Origin of the sequence: Psychroflexus sp. MES1-P1E (genome assembly GCF_002836055.1) — a bacterium.
GTDB lineage: Bacteria > Bacteroidota > Bacteroidia > Flavobacteriales > Flavobacteriaceae > Psychroflexus.
Genome location: NZ_PJBS01000306.1, coordinates 1 through 19,558, shown reverse-complemented (window position 1 = coordinate 19,558; position 19,558 = coordinate 1). Strand labels below are relative to the sequence as shown.

At 36.2% G+C, this 19,558-nt stretch carries 15 protein-coding genes; 8 read left to right on the top strand and 7 right to left on the bottom strand.

All coding sequences use genetic code 11. The features are described from left to right. Positions 1 to 8: 8 nt before the first annotated feature. On the bottom strand, positions 9 to 1,169 hold the full coding sequence (locus CXF67_RS10000) for a beta-ketoacyl synthase N-terminal-like domain-containing protein (protein ID WP_102088612.1): 1,161 nt from the start codon (positions 1,167 to 1,169) through the stop codon (positions 9 to 11). A 178-nt stretch (positions 1,170 to 1,347) separates the two neighbouring features. On the opposite strand from CXF67_RS10000, the gene CXF67_RS09995 reads away from it, so the two are divergent. Genes CXF67_RS09995 through CXF67_RS09985 form a run of 3 tightly spaced genes read left to right on the top strand, consistent with a single transcriptional unit; the run spans position 1,348 to position 5,336 of the window. Further along, positions 1,348 to 2,511: a PSP1 domain-containing protein gene (locus CXF67_RS09995; protein WP_102088611.1), complete on the top strand. Its 1,164-nt coding sequence runs from the start codon at positions 1,348 to 1,350 to the stop codon at positions 2,509 to 2,511. Then, entirely contained in the window at positions 2,498 to 2,995 is a 498-nt protein-coding gene (locus CXF67_RS09990; RefSeq protein WP_102088610.1) for a gliding motility lipoprotein GldH, read from the top strand. Before CXF67_RS09995 ends, CXF67_RS09990 begins: the two co-directional genes overlap by 14 nt. A 16-nt stretch (positions 2,996 to 3,011) precedes the next feature. After that, on the top strand, positions 3,012 to 5,336 hold the full coding sequence (locus CXF67_RS09985) for a transglycosylase domain-containing protein (RefSeq protein ID WP_102088609.1): 2,325 nt from the start codon (positions 3,012 to 3,014) through the stop codon (positions 5,334 to 5,336). Here CXF67_RS09985 and CXF67_RS09980 read toward each other — a convergent pair. Continuing rightward, positions 5,333 to 5,785, bottom strand: a complete 453-nt coding sequence (locus CXF67_RS09980) for a 6-pyruvoyl trahydropterin synthase family protein (RefSeq protein ID WP_102088608.1) — start codon at positions 5,783 to 5,785, stop codon at positions 5,333 to 5,335. The genes CXF67_RS09985 and CXF67_RS09980 overlap by 4 nt on opposite strands. Positions 5,786 to 5,911: 126 nt before the next feature. On the opposite strand from CXF67_RS09980, the gene CXF67_RS09975 reads away from it, so the two are divergent. Continuing rightward, positions 5,912 to 6,553, top strand: coding sequence for a 2OG-Fe(II) oxygenase (locus CXF67_RS09975; RefSeq protein ID WP_102088607.1), 642 nt, complete (start codon positions 5,912 to 5,914; stop codon positions 6,551 to 6,553). Positions 6,554 to 6,698: 145 nt separating this feature from the next. Here CXF67_RS09975 and serA read toward each other — a convergent pair whose 3' ends face one another. Continuing rightward, on the bottom strand, positions 6,699 to 7,934 hold the full coding sequence (serA, locus tag CXF67_RS09970) for a phosphoglycerate dehydrogenase (RefSeq protein WP_102088606.1): 1,236 nt from the start codon (positions 7,932 to 7,934) through the stop codon (positions 6,699 to 6,701). Between the two features lie 106 nt (positions 7,935 to 8,040). After that, positions 8,041 to 9,819, bottom strand: coding sequence for an ABC transporter ATP-binding protein (locus tag CXF67_RS09965; protein WP_102088605.1), 1,779 nt, complete (start codon positions 9,817 to 9,819; stop codon positions 8,041 to 8,043). A gap of 221 nt (positions 9,820 to 10,040) precedes the next feature. On the opposite strand from CXF67_RS09965, the gene CXF67_RS09960 reads away from it, so the two are divergent. Beyond that, complete coding sequence (locus tag CXF67_RS09960; protein ID WP_102088604.1) at positions 10,041 to 11,621, top strand: amidohydrolase family protein; 1,581 nt, start codon at positions 10,041 to 10,043, stop codon at positions 11,619 to 11,621. Positions 11,622 to 11,780: 159 nt separating this feature from the next. Beyond that, positions 11,781 to 12,254 carry a CBS domain-containing protein gene (locus tag CXF67_RS09955; protein ID WP_102088603.1) on the top strand — a complete coding sequence of 158 codons (474 nt, stop codon included), beginning with the start codon at positions 11,781 to 11,783 and terminating at the stop codon, positions 12,252 to 12,254. 339 nt (positions 12,255 to 12,593) lie between these two features. Here the strand turns inward: CXF67_RS09955 and CXF67_RS09950 are convergent, their stop codons facing one another. The 3 genes from CXF67_RS09950 to CXF67_RS19070 form a co-directional block, all read right to left on the bottom strand. Further along, positions 12,594 to 13,595 carry an NADP-dependent oxidoreductase gene (locus tag CXF67_RS09950; RefSeq protein WP_102088602.1) on the bottom strand — a complete coding sequence of 334 codons (1,002 nt, stop codon included), beginning with the start codon at positions 13,593 to 13,595 and terminating at the stop codon, positions 12,594 to 12,596. Between the two features lie 401 nt (positions 13,596 to 13,996). Then, positions 13,997 to 14,158, bottom strand: coding sequence for a hypothetical protein (locus CXF67_RS19075; RefSeq protein WP_180957959.1), 162 nt, complete (start codon positions 14,156 to 14,158; stop codon positions 13,997 to 13,999). Between the two features lie 90 nt (positions 14,159 to 14,248). Further along, positions 14,249 to 14,443, bottom strand: a complete 195-nt coding sequence (locus CXF67_RS19070; RefSeq protein WP_102088601.1) for a hypothetical protein — start codon at positions 14,441 to 14,443, stop codon at positions 14,249 to 14,251. Positions 14,444 to 14,762: 319 nt separating this feature from the next. Here CXF67_RS19070 and CXF67_RS09940 point away from each other — a divergent pair, with 319 nt between their 5' ends. Next, positions 14,763 to 17,855 (top strand): SusC/RagA family TonB-linked outer membrane protein, encoded by a 3,093-nt coding sequence (locus CXF67_RS09940; protein WP_102088600.1) that lies wholly within the window; start codon positions 14,763 to 14,765, stop codon positions 17,853 to 17,855. A 14-nt stretch (positions 17,856 to 17,869) separates the two neighbouring features. Further along, the gene (locus CXF67_RS09935; protein ID WP_102088599.1) at positions 17,870 to 19,405 is read left to right on the top strand and encodes a RagB/SusD family nutrient uptake outer membrane protein; all 1,536 of its coding nucleotides are present in this window, start codon (positions 17,870 to 17,872) and stop codon (positions 19,403 to 19,405) included. Positions 19,406 to 19,558 lie beyond the last annotated feature (153 nt).

Below are 19,558 nucleotides of genomic sequence, written 5' to 3'. Positions count from 1 at the left end.
AGTCAAATTTATTTATGATGTTTAGGCTTTTCCAATAAAATGCTCACCGCATTTCCACCAAAACCAACAGCGTTTATCAAAACAGATTTAACAGGTTTGGAGGAGTCTTGTTGCTTATAAAAGGGGTTTTCATAGAATTTCCTGTGGCTAAGCATTTGTAGGGCCATTTCAATACTAAGCATACCAGAAGCACCAAACGTATGGCCTAGCTTCCATTTATTGGTCGTTAATAAAGGTGTTTTAGTAAAACTTTTTTCGATAGCAGCTAATTCTGCTTGGTCTCCCTTTACAGTTCCAGGCGCATGAAGAACGATAGCATCAACCTCTAAACGCTCTGCTTCATTTAAGGCCATTTTCATAGACTTCTGAAAGCATTGAGCATCAGAAGAAATAGAAATATTATGTCTAATTTGCTCTGTAGCATATCCAAATCCGGTGATTTCAGCAATGGCTTTTTCACTAGATCGAGACATAACAGCGGAGGCTGATCCTTCCCCGAGGACTAGAGAGTTTTGGATTTTATCCATTTTTAAACTTTCACAAGGCATTGATGTATCTAGTCTGGAGTATAATTTTAAAGCCTGCATTTGGGCAATTGTAAATTCTGTAAGTGGAGCTTCCGCTCCTCCTACAAGAAACAAGTCGCTCATCCCTGCTTCCAACCATGCTTTCGCATTAAGCATCGCATGCAAGGCTGTAGAACAGGTAATAGAATGGCTTATGTTTGGGCCATCGACTCCCAAATCCTGAGCTACCCATGAGGAGATGTTTCCTAAAGTAGTAGTAGGCGATGACAGTGGAGACAAGGGCTCACCTTGAAGAAATGCTTTGTGATATTTTTCAAATAAGCCTGTTGCTCCTCTTGAAGAACCAATATTGATTCCTGTAGATTCAGCTTTGAAGTCAAGACCAGACATGGCTTGTCTAGCTGTATATAGTGCCATTAACACCGACTTATCTAAGTCTCTATATTTTGGGTTTTCTTGAGATAGTTTGGTCAATTCTTTAAGTGAATCTGAGGGAAGGGCTGCTGCCATCACGGAAGATGAATTCAATTTCAGTGTTGAAAAATGAGTAGATGCATTTTCATAATTTTTATTAATTGTACGCTGATCATGGCCTAAAGCAGATATCGCGCTAAAACCATTGATGTATATAGGGTATTTCAAGTCTATAGTTTTTTTTACAAAGATCGAAAAAACTTAAGTTTGGTACTATCAAATCCAATATTATAACTCCAAAGAGTTAATAGAAGAGCTCTAGTAATTATTTGGTATATTTGTTTTAAATACGAAATTTTAATCTTCAGCGTTTTAACTTAATAACGCTTCAACATATATATAATTTATGGGATGTACCAGTTGCTCGACCGGAAAAGACGGTCAACCTAAAGGCTGTCAAAACAACGGAACTTGCGGGACAGATGGATGTAATAAACTTACCGTTTTTGATTGGTTATCGGATGTAGAACTTCCTAGAGGTCAAGAAGCTTTCGATTGCGCAGAGGTAAGATTTAAAAATAGCAGAAAAGAGTTTTTTAGAAACACTAAAAAGTTAACGCTTTCCATAGGAGATATTGTAGCTACTGAATCTTCCCCAGGACATGATATAGGTATCGTTACCCTTACAGGTGAACTTGTAAGAGTGCAGATGAAAAAGAAAAAAACAGACCCTGAGTCCGACGAAATCCTTAAAATTTATAGGAAAGCTTCTCAAAAGGATATTGATGTTTGGCAAATTGCCAGAGAACGAGAAGATGCTATGAAGGTAAAAGCCAGGCAAATTGCAATTCGATTGAAGCTTAAAATGAAAATAAGCGATATTGAATTTCAAGGAGACGGCTCTAAAGCTGTGTTTTACTATACAGCAGAGGAACGCGTGGATTTTAGACAACTCATCAAGGAATTTGCTTACGAGTTCAAGACAAGAATAGAAATGCGCCAAATTGGCTTTAGACAAGAGGCTGCTAGGCTTGGAGGTATAGGTTCTTGTGGTCGTGAGTTGTGTTGTTCAACTTGGTTAACAGATTTTAGAACTGTAAAAACTTCCGCAGCTAGGTATCAACAACTCTCTCTTAATCCCTTAAAGCTTGCTGGGCAGTGTGGAAAATTGAAATGTTGTCTTAACTACGAATTGGATACTTATCTTGAAGCGTTGAAGGACTTCCCAAGACAAGATCAAAAATTAACCACTCAAAAGGGCGATGCTGTTTGCCAAAAAATAGATATTTTTAAAGGGAAGCTTTGGTATGCTTATGAGAAAGAATACAACAACTGGATTGAGCTAGATACTGATGCGATAAAAATTATTTTGAAAGCTCAACGCGATAAAAGCCCAGTAGCTAGTTTAGAAGAATTTACCAGTGAAATTGTTCCAGAAAAGACAGCATTTGAGAATACTGTAGGTCAAGATAGTTTAACTCGTTTTGATAAACCAAAACAAAAAAATCCTCGCAACAAAAGAAAATCTAGTAAACACAAGAATTCCAAAAGAAATAATGCTAATTCGTAATTTATTACTTCTTTTTATTCTTTGTTTTAGCTTTTTAGCTTGTGATGACCAACTGGCGTTTTCAGACTATAGGAGTTTTTCTAATGGATGGAAAAACACTGATACTTTGGAGTATTCATTTGAAGCTCCAGATACGGTTAATCCTTACCACTTGTTTTTTAACACAAGGGTAAATCAAGACTATGAATTTGATAATCTATTTCTCATTGCTAATATTCAATTTCCTAATGGAATGCAAATTGGAGACACGCTAGAATATAAGATGGCTTACCCAAACGGTGAGTTAATGGGTGAGGGGTTTGGAAGCGTTAAAGAAAGTAAATTGTGGTATAAAGCGGGTGTTGCTTTTTCAGAGCAAGGGACTTACATCGTAAAAATTAACCAAGTCATGAGAAAATTTGGAAAGGTTGAAGCCTTAGATACCTTAAAAGGAATCATGGATTTTGGAATCCATATAGAAACCATACTAAAACAAGAAAATTAATTCTTTCAAAAAAAACATGGGAGAGAACACATCATCAAAAACAAGTTTCAAAAAGTATATTTTAGGATTCTGGATTTTATTTCTATCTGGTGTTTTAGGAATTGCTTTAATTTTTTTATTAGCCAGTTGGGGAGCTCTAGGAACCATGCCCACCTTTGAAGAGCTGGAAAATCCAGAAACCAACTTAGCTACAGAGGTTATATCCATAGATGGAGAAACTCTAGGAAAGTATTTTAAGGAAAATAGGACGCCCATCAATTATGAGGATCTTCCAGATCACCTTGTCAACGCTTTAGTCTCTACCGAAGACGAAAGATTCTACAGTCATTCAGGTATAGATGCTAGAGGAACGCTAAGAGCTGCTATTTATTTGGGCTCAAAAGGCGGGGCGAGTACCATTACTCAACAACTTTCCAAGCTTTTGTTTACAGATCCTAATAAAAGTGGAACTTTCAATAGAATTATACAAAAGGTAAAAGAATGGGTCATCGCCGTAAGACTGGAAGAGCAGTATGCTAAGAACGAAATTATCACGATGTACCTCAACAAGTTTGATTTTTTATATCAAGCTGTTGGAATTCGTTCAGCCTCTAGGATTTATTTTTCTAAAGAGCCAATAGAGTTAACGATTGAAGAGTCTGCTACATTAGTAGCTATGCTGAAAAATCCGATTCTCTATAATCCAGTTAAAGATCAGTTTAAAAAGAATTCCATAGAACGACGAAATCAAGTTCTAAAACAAATGGAAAAAAACGGATTTTTAACCACGATAGTAAAGGACTCTTTGCAAAAACTTCCACTGGGAACATACTTTTCTCCAGAACAGCACGATGACGGGATTGCCACTTACTTTAGAGCATATGTCCAAGAGTTCATGAAAGATTGGATTGATGACAATCCAAAACCAGACGGAAGTTCTTACAGCATGTACAGAGACGGCTTGAAGATCTATACGACTTTGGATTTCAAAATGCAGGGTTATGCAGAAACTGCCGTAGAAAAGCACCTCAAGAATCTTCAAAAAGAGTTCGACACTCAAAATAAAAACAACAAAACAGCCCCCTTTAGAAGTATAAGTTCTTCAGAAATAGAGAGTATCCTGAATAAAGGAATCAAAAATTCTGATCGCTATAAAACCATGCGTAGAAAAGGGATTGATAAAGACTCCATTATAGCGGCTTTTAATAGAAAACGAGAAATGCGTTTATTTTCTTGGGAAGGCCCTATTGATACTCTAATGACCCCCAAAGATTCCATAAGATATTACAAATCCTTTTTGAACACGGGTATGATGTCTATGACTCCACAAACAGGAGAAATAAAAGCCTGGGTAGGGGGTGTCAACTATAAATTTTTTAAATATGAGCACGTCAAGCAAGCGAAGCGTCAAGTAGGGTCTACCTTTAAGCCTTTTGTCTACGCTACTGCCATAGATCAATTGCACTTATCACCCTGTGATGAATTTCCAAATACACCTTACACTATACCAAAAGGACGACACGGTGTTACCGAAGATTGGACACCAGACAACGTCGGTGCAGACTACGGAGGGATGAAAACCCTTAAACAAGCTCTAGCGGAGTCTATAAATACCATTACAGCTCGTGTTATTAATAAAACAGGCCCTGAAAGTGTAATCAACCTCATCGATAAATTAGGTATTGATACCTCAAATATACTTCCTGTAGCAGCTATAGCTTTGGGTACCCCAGATATAAGTGTTTACGATATGGTTTCTGCCTACAGCACTTTTGCCAACAAAGGGGTTTACGTAAAACCTTATGCCATCCAACGTATAGAAGATAAAAATGGAACTATTCTATATCAACATCAACCCCAAAGTAGAGATGTCTTAAGCGAAGAATCTGCTTTTGTGACTATTAAACTTTTGGAAGGTGTTACTCGGTTTGGTTCTGGCCGGAGGTTAAGAACCAATTCAGATTATGCCAAAGGAACCGAGCTTTATAAAAGAGCGGTTACTGGCTATCCCTATGCTCTAGAAAATGATATTGCTGGTAAAACGGGAACGACTCAGAATCAAAGTGATGGCTGGTTTATTGGTATGGTCCCCAATCTTGCTACTGGAGTTTGGGTAGGAGGCGAAGATAGGAGTGTAAGGTTTCCAACAATTACTTATGGACAAGGCGCAACTTTGGCTTTACCTATTTGGGGAATGTACATGACTGACATCTATAACAACGGCACTTTGAACATCTCTAAAGATAAATTTGAAAGGCCTGATAATTTAAATATCCAGATCGATTGTGATAACGCTACCGATGAACTCGAAAATGGAGAAGGAGAAAATAAAGAGACTACAGAATTTGAAATTGATTTCTAAGCATTGTCGCTAGCAAACCATTCCGCAAATGCCGTCCCTGTTTCTCTAAGTTTTAAAGAGTGTAATTTAATTTTAGGATCTAATTTACTCTGTATACTTTTAGCAAAATCTATCACCATATTTTCACTTGTGGGTTGATAATCTACAAGAATAACATCATGGTCAGAGGATTTTAAAGTTTGCGCTAGCTCTATATGTGGCGTTTCTTTATTAAGAATAATAGCATGGTCCATCTTATCGACCACCTGAGATTTTACAATGTATTTTAAATCTCCAAAATCTATGACCATCCCGCATTTTACATTATCCATATCTGTGATAGGTTCTCCAATAACGGTGACATCCAATTTATAACTATGACCGTGAATATTTCTGCATTTGCCATCATAGCCATACAGAGCATGAGCGGTTTCAAAAGTAAATTGTTTGGTAATTCTGATTTTTGCCATGGTCTAATAAATTACTGCAAAGATAATAGATTTAAGAAATTTACTAGTGGAATTGGGTCTAAAAATATAAACAACAAGTGATCCCCTTTTCTGCTAATTTTACACCGATAAACTAACTCCTTTTTAATGGCTCATACTCTTCTTACTGAAGATCTTTCTTTTAAAGAAAATCCTCTTTTTGAACACCTGATTTCTGACTTGCTAAACCAAAACTATTCCATATGTGATAATTTCTTTGAGCTTAAGCTTGTCGATAGCTTAAGGGAGCGACTCAAAATGCTGCATAACCATAGTGAACTAAAAAAAGCAGCGATTGGAAATAAAGTAAATGAATCTATCAGCAAAGCTATTCGAGGAGATTATATTCAATGGATCGATGAGCAACAAGCCAATTCTGCAGAGCATCTTTTTTTTGAAGCCTTTAAGACCTTCAAAGACTATTTAAATATGACGTGTTTTATGGGAATCCTGCACCAAGAGTTCCATTATGCGGTATATCCTGTAGGCACTTTCTACAAAAGGCATTTGGATACATTTCAAAACGATGATAGACGAAAATTATCTATGGTTTGTTACCTTAATGATGACTCGTGGAAAAAGACTAACGGAGGAGAGCTTGTCATTTATCCAGAAAATTCTAACGAGGTGATTATTCATCCTCTACCAGGGCGAGTGGTTATTTTTGAAAGTCAACTTTTAGAGCATGAAGTAAGACCTGTATTGGATGATTTACGCCTAAGTATTACTGGATGGTTTAAAACAAGATAGCGTCTCATAGGCTTCAGAAGATGCTTTAATACATCTGAATCTTTTTGATATCAAATCAATTGGCTAAAGAAAAAATCAATTCTATAATTATTTAACAATGCTTTTCAGAAGAAAATACTCAATTTTAAAGCGTCACGTTTATCACCTAGTAAAGGATTCTTACTTTAATGGTGTGGTCAATTCGTTTAAATTCTTTTAAGGTGTCAAGAGAGTCGTTTTTGGAAATATCAAGGACAACATAGCCAACTTCTAGATTAGTGCTGAGATACTGCCCTAAAATATTGACGTCTAGTTTAGAGATAATAGAGTTTATTTCTGAAAGAACACCAGAGACATTTTTATGTATATGCAAAATCCTATGTGTATCCTCCATTTTTGGCAATGATAATTCTGGGATAGACTTGCTCCCAAGACTTGCTCCACTCTCTATATACCTTATCAATTTGGATGAAACGTCTAAGCCAATATTCCATTGCGCTTCTTCTGTAGAGCCACCAATATGAGGTGTTAAAATAACATTAGATATATTTTGCAAGGGCGAGATGAACATTTCATCTTTATTCTTCGGTTCTTCTGGGAACACATCTATTGCTGCACCGCTAATGCGTTTTTCCTCCAAAGCTTCTTTTAAAGCTGAAATATCAACGACATCGCCGCGACTCATGTTGACTAATAATTGCCCTTTTTGAAACCAATTCAGCACTTGCTCATCAAATAAATTTTGAGTCTGTTTTGTTCCAGGAACATGAAGAGTGATGATATCGCAATGTTCTATTAGAGACTTTAAGTCGCTTATTTCTTCGGCATTTCCAAGTGGTAATTTGTTTTCAACATCATAATAAAACACGCGTAATCCTATAGCTTCTGCTAAGATAGAAACCTGAGACCCAATATGTCCATAGCCTACAACTCCTAGGCGTTTCCCTCTAATTTCATGTGCATTGGTAGAATCTTTGTCCCATTCTCCAGCATGAGCAGCTCTGTTTTTATCTGGAATTCTTCTAATAAGCATAATAGCAGATGCAATTACCAATTCTGCAACAGAGCGCGTATTACTAAACGGAGCATTAAAGACACACACTCCAGCTTTATTGGCCGCTTCAAGATCTACTTGGTTTGTGCCTATACAAAAACAACCTATTGCCACGAGTTTTTTGGCTTTTGTAATTACCTCTTCTGTCAATTGAGTCTTGGATCTCACACAAACCACCTTAGCCTCTTTTAAAACGGTATCCAGTTCTTCCCCAGATAAAGCGCCTGTATGCTGTTCTATATGTGTATAACCCGCTTTTTTAAAGCTATCTATGGCAGACTGACTGATATTTTCTAAAAGGACTATTTTCATTTTATCTTTTGGAAACGAGGTTTTGAGTGGTGACATAATCCGGCTTTAAAAAAATTAAGCCTCAAAAGTATAAAAATTATAGTGAAGCTGGGTTAATATGCTTTTGATTTTTCTGCTGTAATTAAAGTGGATCACCTTAAAATTAGTTCAATTCCATCTGTAACTGAATCAGTTTACGGTAGAGTCCGTTTTCGTTTTCAATCAAGTCCAGATGTGTTCCTTTTTCAATAATTTCTCCATTTTCTAATACCAAGATTTGATCGGCATTTTTGATGGTAGAAAGTCGATGGGCGATGACAAAAGAGGTTCTTCCTACCATGAGTTTTTCTAAAGCATCCTGTACAAGTCTTTCAGACTCAGAATCCAAAGAACTCGTCGCTTCGTCCAAAATCAAAATGACGGGGTTTTTAAGGACTGCTCGAGCAATGGCGACCCGTTGACGCTGTCCACCAGAAAGCTGAACACCTCTTTCTCCAACAATAGTTTCATACTGTTCGGGAAAAGACATAATAAAATCATGAGCATTTGCTTTTTTGGCCGCTTCTATAATTTCTTCGTTGGGAGCCTCTGGCTTACCATAAGCTATGTTTTCCCTTATACTTCCTCCAAATAATAAAATATCTTGAGGTACAATCGCCATTTGACTTCGTAAATCGTGCAATGTAAAGCTGGAAGCTGGAATACCATCCAATAGCATTTGACCATCTTGAGGTTCGTAGAATCTCAAAATAAGAGAAGCAATAGTTGATTTTCCTGCACCACTAGGCCCAACAATGGCTATGGATTCTCCCTGTCTGGCTTTAAAATTGATGCTTTTTAAAACTGTTATTTCTTGACGTGTAGGGTAGGAAAACTTAAGATCTTCAAAACTCAATTCACCTTTAATTAGCCTTGGGGACGGGTCTTCTTCAATTACTTCGGGTTCTTCATCTATAATATCAAATACGCGTTCTGTAGCGCCAATTGCTTTTTGAATTTGAGCATACTGTATAGGTAACCCCCCTATAGATGCACCTACAAAAATAGTATAAAGTATAAAAGTGATCAATTCGGATTGGGTGAGTTCTCCAATATTTTGAAGCTTTACGGCATACCAGACCAAAAGGACGATGGCTCCAAAAATGCAAAATATAATAAACGAGGAGAACGCTCCACGAGCAAGACCCCCTTTGATAGCGATTTTCTTGATATCGTTGACGGCAAATTTATACCTCAACATCTCAAAAGCTTCGTTAGTAAATGCTTTCACATTGGCAATTCCTTGCAAGCTTTCTCCAACGATAGTATTGGAATCGGCTACTTTATCTTGAGCATCTTTAGATAATTTTTTTATAAATTTTCCAAAAATTACAGCTACGATTGCAAAAATAGGAATGGTCGCTAGCATCAATAAAGAGAGCTTTACAGAAGTAAAAAATAAGGCTGAAATACCCCCAATCACAATGATCATTTGCCTTAAAAATTCTGCGATTCCTGTAGTAAACGTATCTTGTATTTGGGAAATATCTGCGGCCACTCTGCTATTGAGTTCGCTAACACGTCTAGAAGAAAAAAACTGCATCGGCATTTTGACCAAGGTGTTGTAGGTATCTTGGCGTATGGCAGAAAGCATATTTTCGGTCACATCCACAAAAAGAACAACACGAAAGAAAGAGAAAATAGCTTGGGCGGTAAACAGCCCTAAAAGTATAAGTCCCATTCTATTAATATCCTCTGAAGTGAAATCTGCAGTCTCAATTAAATCTCCCATAAGTTTAGGAAATAGCAACGCCGTAACCCCAGTAAAAGCAAGGAAAATTATTCCTACAATCAACTTCCACTTATGTGGACCGATGTAAGAGAATAAACGGAGAGATTTTTTGAGATTTTGTTTATTGAGTTTAACCTTAGGAAGGTCAGATTCTTTTTTTCTTTTCGCCATTCGTTTTTATTCTTCTTTTCAATACTTCGCAAAGTTAACTTTAAGCCTTAACTAAACCTCCTAACTTAACTTAAAAATCTTAAAACTTGTCTTAAAATAAAAAATAGGGCAGTAACAAATTCAACAGAAAACAAACAGTACAAACTAAAAAACAAGCTTATTGAAAGTTAAGTTCGTCTTGACAAACTTTCTTACCTTACATTTTTTAGAAAATAAAAATTATGAAAAAGCTATTACTATCGGTATTTGTTTTGTGTATTCAGCTCACAGCTTGGGCGCAAATTGAAAGTGCTCCAGAAAGAACTGAAGGCGAAGGACCTTGGTCGCAATTGATTATTCGGGGAGTCACATTAATCAACGGAAATGGGGCGCCTCCATTAGGACCAGTAGATATTGTTGTGGAGGAAAATAAAATTGCGGAAATTAAAACAGTGGGATATCCTGGTGTAGACATACAGGATAGCAATAGACCAAAGCTTAAACCTGACGGAAAGGAATTGGATGCTTCTGGTATGTATCTCTTGCCTGGTTTTATAGATATGCACGGACATATTGGAGGAGAAGCCCAGGGTGTTACTGCGGAATATGTTTTCAAATTATGGATGGGTCATGGGGTAACGACCATACGAGATCCTTCGGCTGGTAATGGGTTGGACTGGGTGCTAGAACACAAAGCAAAATCTGCCAAAAATAAAATCACAGCTCCAAGAATCTTGGCATATACCGCTTTCGGTCAGGGCAGTAAATCAAAGATAAGTTCAGTTGAAGCAGCTAAGGAATGGGTTCAGGGTAACGCTGAAAAAGGGGCTGATGGCATCAAATTTTTCGGAGCAAAGCCAGAAATCATGCAAGCTGCTTTAGAGGAAAATAAAAGTCTTGGCTTGCGTTCTGCTATGCACCATGCCCAAATGGACGTCGCCAGATGGAATGTAATAAATTCTGCTCAAGCAGGGTTGACGAGTATGGAACATTGGTATGGATTGCCAGAAGCCCTATTTACTGATAGAACCGTTCAGCATTACAAATTAGACTATAATTATAACAATGAGCAGGATCGATTTTCTGAAGCTGGGAAATTATGGGAACAGGCGGCACCTCCTTATTCTGAGAAATGGAATGAAGTGATGAACGAATTGATCGAGCTTGATTTTACCATAGATCCTACCTTCAATATTTATGAAGCAAGTCGTGACTTAATGAGAACCAGACGGGCAGAATGGCACGAAGACTATACCATGCCATCGCTTTGGGAATTCTACCAACCTAGTAAAATATCACATGGGTCCTACTGGCATTCTTGGGGAACAGAACAAGAAACGGACTGGAGAAAAAACTATCAATTATGGATGACTTTTGTCAATGAATATAAAAATAGAGGTGGAAGAGTGACCGCTGGGTCCGATTCTGGTTTTATTTTCCAACTTTATGGATTCGCTTATATCCGCGAATTGGAATTACTTAGAGAAGCTGGTTTTCATCCATTGGAAGTCATGATGTCTGCGACACTAAATGGAGCTGAAGCTTTGGGTATGGAAGATAAAATTGGATCAGTTGAAATTGGTAAACTAGCCGATTTTGTTATCGTAGAAGAAAACCCATTGGAGAACTTAAAGGTACTCTATGGAACTGGTGCTATCAAATTAACTGAAGATAACGAAGTGACTAGAGTGGGAGGTGTTAAGTACACCATTAAGGATGGAATCATTTATGATGCCCAACAATTACTTAAAGATGTCAAAAAAATGGTAAAACAAAACAAAGACAAAACAGGTTATGAAATTAAACAACCCGGTATGAAATAATATTTTTGCTAAAAAGTATTAGGAAACTCTTGTTTAATTGAAAAGAACACTCTAAAATTCATAAAAAAACAGAATATAAATTATACTATTAATTTTTTTTAACCTTTTAAATTGCTGTATTGTCATATTTATGATTAATTTAATATTAAATTATATATCATGGGCATTAAAAGTTTTCAAGGTCAACAAGTTGGAGAGGTCAATAAACAAGCAGAAAAAATAACAGTTAGAGACTGTATGTCTCAAAACATGATACTTTTCAACAAAGCTCAAAGTATTATCGAAGTGGTGGAGATACTCATAAAATTTAGAGTTTCTGGTGGTCCCGTTGTTGATGACCAAAAGCGCGTTATAGGAATTATTTCTGAAGGCGATTGCGTTAAGCAAATTTCTGAAAGTCGATATTACAATATGCCAATGGAAGATGTAAGTGTTGAAAAATACATGTCTAAAGACGTAAATACCATTTCTCCTGACGTCAGTCTGTTTGATGCTGCAAACCTCTTCTTAAAATCTAAAAGACGCCGTTTCCCCGTGGTTGAAAATGATAGAATTATAGGTATTGTAAGCCAGAAAGACATCTTAAGAGCTGCTTTGATGCTAAAAGGGTTTAGCTGGAAGCATAAAAAGTAAATCCTTTTTTATGCTTAATAAGTGTTCCCCTTTCATCTCAAATAGGAATTTGGGTATTTTAATAATATAAATTGGTTGCTATAGTGGTTTGTCTTTTTGAGCTCTTTGTTCCACATTATACTTTTCTATCAATCCTATTAACCGACTCAAAATCAGCTGTACTTACAGTCTTATTTAAAATGTTTTAAAAAATAACCCAACACTACCAAAAAGAGCCTCGATTTCCGAGGCTCTTCTTATTGCTCAAAATTATTTTATTTATTAGTGTTCTTGATTTTATCATATTATCGAACGTCTAATTTCATACATGATTTATTTTAAACTTGTTGACAGGATAGTTTAAAGTTTCACTACCATTTTCCCTTTATTCTTCCCTTCGAAAAGGTCCAAAAAGGCTTGTGGTATAGTTTCAAATCCTTCTTGAATCGTTTCGGTATACTCGAGCTTACCTTCTTGCAACCACTTTGCTAATTGCTTAATTCCAGCAGGATGTTTATCTGCATAATCGAAGATGACAAAGCCTTGCATCAAAGAGCTGTTCTTAATTAGAAAAGGTTGAACACTAGTGCTTTTTGGCAACTCTGTGTTATTGTAGACAGAGATGGCTCCACAATTAACTGTTCTTGAAAATTTATTAATATTGAAGAGGACCGCTTCTGAGATCTCACCTCCAACGTTATCAAAATATATATCTACTCCGTCAGGACAAGCTTTTGCAATGGCTTGAGTCATGTTTTCGGTGGTATTGTAATTGATGCCTTTATCAAAACCAAAGTCAGATTTAATCATATCTACCTTTTCATCACTCCCAGCAATTCCTACGACGTGTAAGCCGAGGATTTTTCCAATTTGTCCTACGATACTTCCAACCGCTCCTGCGGCGCCAGATACGACCAGAGTCTCACCTTCTTTCGGTTTTCCTATCTCGGTAAGTCCAAGGTGAGCCGTAAGTCCAGTCATTCCTAAAATACCTAAATAAGCAGAAAGTGGAGCTTTGCTAGGATCTACCTTTTTTAAACTATCCTCCTTGGCGACCTGAGTTTCTTTCCACTCTAAAACCCCAGAGACGAAATCACCAACACTAAAATGATCACTCTTGGAGTCTATGATTTCAGCAATAATTCCAGAGACAATGGGTTTATTGAGCTCAAAAGGTTCAATATAAGACTTGGCATCGCTCATTCTCCCTCTTAAATAGGGATCTACAGAAACATAGGTTGTCTGAAGCAATACTTCACCTTTCTGTAGTTCTTTTACTTCTGAAGTAGTAAAATCGAAGTCTGATAAGTTGGGAGTCCCTTTAGGTCTGCTTTTTAGATTAATTGTTCTAGTCGTATTCATTCTGTTTTAATTTTATAGTTAATCCAAGCTAAGAATGGCTCGGCTTGCACATAAAGTATATGTACAAGATTTATGGGTTGCTGTTCTAATGTTCAAATTTAACAAATACATGCGGAACGGACTTCTGGAGCCTAAATAAATTTTTTTGTTTACGCTTTTGTTTTTTCTAGTCAATCGTTATAGTATATCCGTTCCTTACTAAATTTCATCAATCTTCCAATTGGGTATAATTATATAGTCGCGTTTTTAACAGTAAAGAATTGGCAATAAGAGAAACCGAACTAAAACTCATCGCCAATACTGCTTTCATAAGTGAGAGCAGAATCCTAAAAACTTGAAATAAAACCCTTGCTGCAAGGGGTATATCTACCGTGTTATAGATGAGTGCAGAATATCAGATTTTATTTGATGTTTTTCATAAAAGCCTCACTCAAGTTTCGGGTCTTTATAATTCCATGTAAATCCCTTTTTACCAAAGTAATCATCGAACCCTCAATAGCCACATCTGTACTTATCGCAATATTAGCCAATGCTGGAGCATCATTTAAACCATAACCTGTCACAGCAGCTTCTTTCCTTTGGTCTTATAGCGCCTCAACTTCTTTGAATTTATCTTTTGGTAACAGACTGACTTTAAAGTTGGTAAGATGAATTCAAAATCTTACTGCTTTAGTAGTGTCGTGATTATTTTCTGTCAACATAACGATAGCAATACCTCTGCCTTTTGGTTCTTTAACAGCCTTAGTATTGGTGTCCTTGATTTTGTCACCGATAACGACACCCTTTATCTTTCTTGATTGCAAATCACAAACCGTGTCTCCTAATTTAGGCTTTTTCTGTAATTTCATATATTAAAATAAGACTTAATGACTATACATATATATGATTAAGGTGATTTAAAAACTCTATTTATTAGATTTTACGTTGCAACGGTCTTCATACTTCTAAAAACCAAAATCTAAGAGGGGCATCATAAATTATTATTTTCATAAAAGGTTTATAACTTTTCACATATCGCCCATTATTTAATTTGATATGTCCATAATTCAAAGATATAAATGGATTTTACGAAAACCTTATCGTTATTTTTTCAAAAAGTTTTGATAAATCTGTTAATTATATTATGTTTGTTTTTAATTCTCTAAACCCTAACTAATTAATTTAATTATGAAACAAAATTTATTAACGAAAATTATTTGTGTTATGTTCCTTTTCTTAGGAGGATTACTTCACTCTCAAAGCGTTTCAGGTACTGTTAACGATAAGGTCGTTTCATTACCAGGCGTTAATATATCGGTTAAAGGCACTAATAATGGTGTTCAAACTGACATGAATGGTACTTACACGCTTAAGGATGTGTCTATTGACGATATTATTGTATTTAGTTATTTGGGTTACAAAACACAGGAGGTGGTCTATTCCGGACAACTTGTCCTTGATATAATACTACTTGAAGATGCTTCTAAATTAGATGAGATCGTAGTTATTGGCTATGGTACTACAACTGTAAAAGATGCTACAGGTGCTGTTACTACTGTTTCAGCAAAAGATTTTAATGGAGGCGTCATAGCATCGCCAGAACAGCTTATACAAGGAAAAGCAGCAGGTGTTCAGATAAGCCAAGCTAGTGGAGAGCCTGGTTCTGGTATTGCAATACGAATTAGAGGTACATCTTCGGTTCGTTCTAATAACAACCCATTATTTGTAGTAGATGGCATACCTCTCTCTGATGGTGGTACTGCTGGTGCAGCTGATATAGGAGGTGGAGGAGGTTCTGCTAGAAATCCACTTAGTTTTTTAAACCCGAATGATATTGAAAGCATGACTGTTTTAAAAGATGCATCTGCGACTGCCATCTACGGTTCTAGGGGCGCAAACGGTGTCGTAATAATTACCACAAAAAGTGGCATAAGAGGTAGCGGTGGTGTTTTTGAATTTAATTCTAACACCAGCTTTTCAACTGTGTCGAAAACGTTTGATTTACTAAACGGACCACAATTTTTAAGCGCGATTTCTCAATATGGTGGTAACGCTTCTGAATTGGATTTTGGGGCTAATACTGATTGGCAAGATGTTGTTTTTAGAGATGTTATCAGTAAAGATAATTCATTTTCATATTCAAATAATTATGGAGATGGCTATGTAAGAGCTTCACTAGGTCTAGTTGATCAGCAAGGTGTTGTTGAAAATTCTTCACAAGCAAAATTTACAGGTAGAATTAATGCATCGCATAAATTTTTAGACGATAAATTAAAAGTAGATGTAAACGCTACTTATTCTAGAATTGATGATGAAGCTCCATTTATTACAAATTCTGCGGGTTCTCAAGGAGATCTACTCGGTGCTACTTATTTTGCCAATCCAACATGGCCCAATGACTTAAATTTTACTAGTGGTGATGGTAAATTAAATCCGAGACAACTTTTAGACTACTATGAAGATTTAAATGAAACAGATAGAGTTTTAGTAAATGCTGGAGCAGAGTATTCAATCTTAAGCAATTTAAAAGCTAAAGTAAATTTAGGGTATGATCAATCAAAAGCAACAAGAACACAAGTACTTTCTCCAGACGCTGATGGATTCAACAATGGTGTTACTGGAAATGGGCGAGCTGCTTTACAAGATTTAAATGTTGAAAATAAATTGATAGACATAACATTAAATTATACCAAAGATTTTGGAAATTCGAATTTAGAGGTTCTTGCAGGTTATTCGTTTCAAAGTTTTAGAAACTACGGTCGTACAATTCAAGGTTTTGGTCTAAATACTAGTAATTTAGCTGAGATGGCGAATAATCTGGAGAACGCTGCAGATTTAATTCAAGGCTCTATTGGTGACACTCCTTATCAACAATACGGCTTTAGTTCAAATGGTTTGTTTATCAATCAGATTCTTCCAATAATTAATTCGAATGTTTCGTTGACTTCTCCTACAGGTATTCCTGTAAACTCAGTTACTGGTAACTTTTATGACAATACGGATGAATTACAATCGTTTTTTGGAAGGGTAAATTATAAAATTAACGATAAATATCTGTTTACTTTCACCTTGAGAGCAGATGGTTCTACTCGTTTTGGAACAAATAATCAATATGGGTATTTTCCTTCTGGTGCATTTGCATGGCAATTACACCAAGAAGATTTTATACCAGAGGCATTCTCAACACTTAAAATGCGTGTTGGTTATGGAATTACAGGAAACCAAGATGGTTTAGGTTATGGTAATTTTCTACCAAGACAGCGTTTTGCAGATCCCAGTATTGGTAATGGTGGTGAAGTTAACCCTCCAGGTTTCAGTTTAGTTTCATTTGCAAACCCAGATTTGAAATGGGAAGAAACAGCGCAATTTGGTATAGGTTTTGACTACGGTTTTTTTAATGATCGCTTAAATGGTTCTGTTGATATCTACCACAAATCAACTACAGATTTGTTATTACAACAAGAGTCTGCCCAACCTGCCGTTCAACCTTTCGTATTTTCAAATTTAGATGCTTCAGTCATTAACCAAGGAATAGAATTTATGGCTAACTACGACATAATTCAACAAGATGATATGAATTGGAACTTTGGTTTCAATGTTGCTTATAATGAAAATGAAGTCCAAGATTTTGATGGATTGATACAAACAGGTGGAATAAATGGTAATGGTTTAACAGGCGCTTTTGCACAATTATTGGCAGAAGGTCGTCCTTTATTCTCTTACTACTTAAGAGAGTTTGCTGGTTTTGATGAAAATGGTATCTCAATTTACCCTAATGGAGACCAACAACAGTTTGTTGATAAGAGTGCATTACCAGACATCACTTTAGGAATTAACACTAGTTTTAGTTATAGAAATTGGGATGTGAATGCTTTTCTAACAGGGCAATACGGACAGTATATTTATAATAACACGGCAAATGCTTTTTTTACAGCAGGAATAATTAATTCAGGACAAAATGTGAATGCAAATGTACTCACAAATGGAGAGTCTGGTGCAAATGCACCTGACGTGTCGACTAGGTTTTTGGAAAAAGGGGACTTCCTAAGATTACAGAATTTATCTGTAGGGTATAGTGTAAATCTTAAAGAAGAATCATTCCTTAATGGATTGCGCTTTTCACTAATTGGTCAAAATCTATTTGTTATTACTCCATATTCAGGATTAGATCCAGAAGTAGACACCCCTAGTTCACTTAATAATATACCTTCAGCAGGTATCGATTATACAAGTTTTCCAAGAGCGACAACCGTTACATTTGGACTAAATGCATCTTTTTAAAAAAAAATAAAACAATGAAAAATACAATTAAATGGTTAACATTATCAGTATTAATTATATCTATAAGTTGTACTGATTTGGAAATTGAACAGACAGATTCCAACTTTGACGAAAGTTTATCTGGAGAATTTGGAGGTGTAGATCCAGCAGCCTCATTAGATGGATTATACTCGGATATAAGATCCCAAATTCAAACTCAAGAAGGATTATATGCTTTAAATGAGGTCAGTTCAGATGAATTATTAGTGCCTACACGTGGAACTGACTGGGGAGATAATGGTGTGTGGCGTAATCTACATGACCACAATTGGGATGCCTTACACAGGGATGTAAAAAACACATGGAATAGTTTTAACCAAAATGTATATAGAGCTACATTAATTATTGATCCTAGAAGTGAAAGTACTCCACAAGAAGTTGCTGAGGCTAAGTTTTTAAGAGGTTTTAGTACCTTTTGGATTGCGGATTTGTACGGGCAGGCCCCTTTTAGAACTCCAGATGAAGGACCAGACGTTAATCCAAGTGTGAAAACTAGAGCGGAAGCTATTGATTTCGCCCTGCAAGATTTAATAGAAGCATTACCAGATTTACCCTCTTCTGGCCCTAGTGGCTCATTAAATAGAGCAACCAAAGCTGCTGCAAATCATCTTTTAGCAAAAATATATTTGAATAAACATACCTATTTAGGAACTTCAGCAGATCCTGCAGATATGACTAGGGTCGTAGAATATGTAGATGCAATTAAGGCGGATGGCTTTGCGTTGGCAAGTGGTTATTTTGATATTTTTAAAAATGATGTTGATAGTGAAACTATTTTATTTACAACATCAGAAGTAGGTCCAAGAATATGGAACACTTTGCATTACAAACAAAACTCACCAGATAATGAAGGCGGTGGTTGGAATGGATTTACAACCTTGTCTGAATTTTATGACACATTTGAAGGTGATCCGAATATCAATGTCCCTGGATCAGGACAAGAAGAACGCAGAGGATTTGTACCAACTGATGGCTCTAATTTAGGGATTGGTTACGGTTTTTTAATAGGTCAACAATACGACGAAACTGGGGCCGCAATGACAGATCGTGTTGGAAATCAATTGGACTATACAAGAGAACTACCAGGTCTTCTGGGTAATAATGAAGTTACAGGTATACGATTAATCAAATACCATCCAGAAAATGGAGGTTTTACGGGGCATCAAATCCTATTTAGATATGCAGATGCACATTTAATGAAAGCTGAAGCTGTTCTTAGAGGAGGCACATCATCAGAAACGGCATTAGGTTTAGTAAATGAGTTACGTGCCATGAGAAATGCAAACGGAAATACGGCTCCTTTATCAGCTGTAACTGAGGAAGACATGCTTGATGAAAGAGGACGCGAGTTGTATGGTGAATTTTGGAGACGAAATGATTTAATTCGTTTTGGTAAATTTAGTGATGCTTGGGAGTATAAGAGTAACACTGATGTTACTAGAGTTTTATTTCCAATTCCTGCAACGGCCATAATATCTAACCCTAATTTGGTACAGAACGAAGGCTACTAAAACTTTGTGTTTTTTTTGAATATTTGAGTTAAAGAGGATGTTTTATACATCCTCTTTATTGGTTTTAAGAAGTTAATGCTGCTATTATTTATTTACTTAAAATCCTCAGTAAAATCAATTCTTGATATTTATAATTAGTTATTCAAAAAATAG

What these genes read in the sequence shown, in the direction of transcription:
- CXF67_RS09995 (WP_102088611.1), top strand. Translation starts at nt 1,348, where the DNA reads ATGGGATGTACCAGTTGCTCGACCGGAAAAGACGGTCAACCTAAAGGC.
- CXF67_RS09990 (WP_102088610.1), top strand. Translation starts at nt 2,498, where the DNA reads ATGCTAATTCGTAATTTATTACTTCTTTTTATTCTTTGTTTTAGCTTT.
- CXF67_RS09985 (WP_102088609.1), top strand. Translation starts at nt 3,012, where the DNA reads ATGGGAGAGAACACATCATCAAAAACAAGTTTCAAAAAGTATATTTTA.
- CXF67_RS09980 (WP_102088608.1), bottom strand. Translation starts at nt 5,785, where the DNA reads ATGGCAAAAATCAGAATTACCAAACAATTTACTTTTGAAACCGCTCAT.
- CXF67_RS09975 (WP_102088607.1), top strand. Translation starts at nt 5,912, where the DNA reads ATGGCTCATACTCTTCTTACTGAAGATCTTTCTTTTAAAGAAAATCCT.
- serA (WP_102088606.1), bottom strand. Translation starts at nt 7,934, where the DNA reads ATGTCACCACTCAAAACCTCGTTTCCAAAAGATAAAATGAAAATAGTC.
- CXF67_RS09965 (WP_102088605.1), bottom strand. Translation starts at nt 9,819, where the DNA reads ATGGCGAAAAGAAAAAAAGAATCTGACCTTCCTAAGGTTAAACTCAAT.
- CXF67_RS09960 (WP_102088604.1), top strand. Translation starts at nt 10,041, where the DNA reads ATGAAAAAGCTATTACTATCGGTATTTGTTTTGTGTATTCAGCTCACA.
- CXF67_RS09955 (WP_102088603.1), top strand. Translation starts at nt 11,781, where the DNA reads ATGGGCATTAAAAGTTTTCAAGGTCAACAAGTTGGAGAGGTCAATAAA.
- CXF67_RS09950 (WP_102088602.1), bottom strand. Translation starts at nt 13,595, where the DNA reads ATGAATACGACTAGAACAATTAATCTAAAAAGCAGACCTAAAGGGACT.
- CXF67_RS19070 (WP_102088601.1), bottom strand. Translation starts at nt 14,443, where the DNA reads ATGAAATTACAGAAAAAGCCTAAATTAGGAGACACGGTTTGTGATTTG.
- CXF67_RS09940 (WP_102088600.1), top strand. Translation starts at nt 14,763, where the DNA reads ATGAAACAAAATTTATTAACGAAAATTATTTGTGTTATGTTCCTTTTC.
- CXF67_RS09935 (WP_102088599.1), top strand. Translation starts at nt 17,870, where the DNA reads ATGAAAAATACAATTAAATGGTTAACATTATCAGTATTAATTATATCT.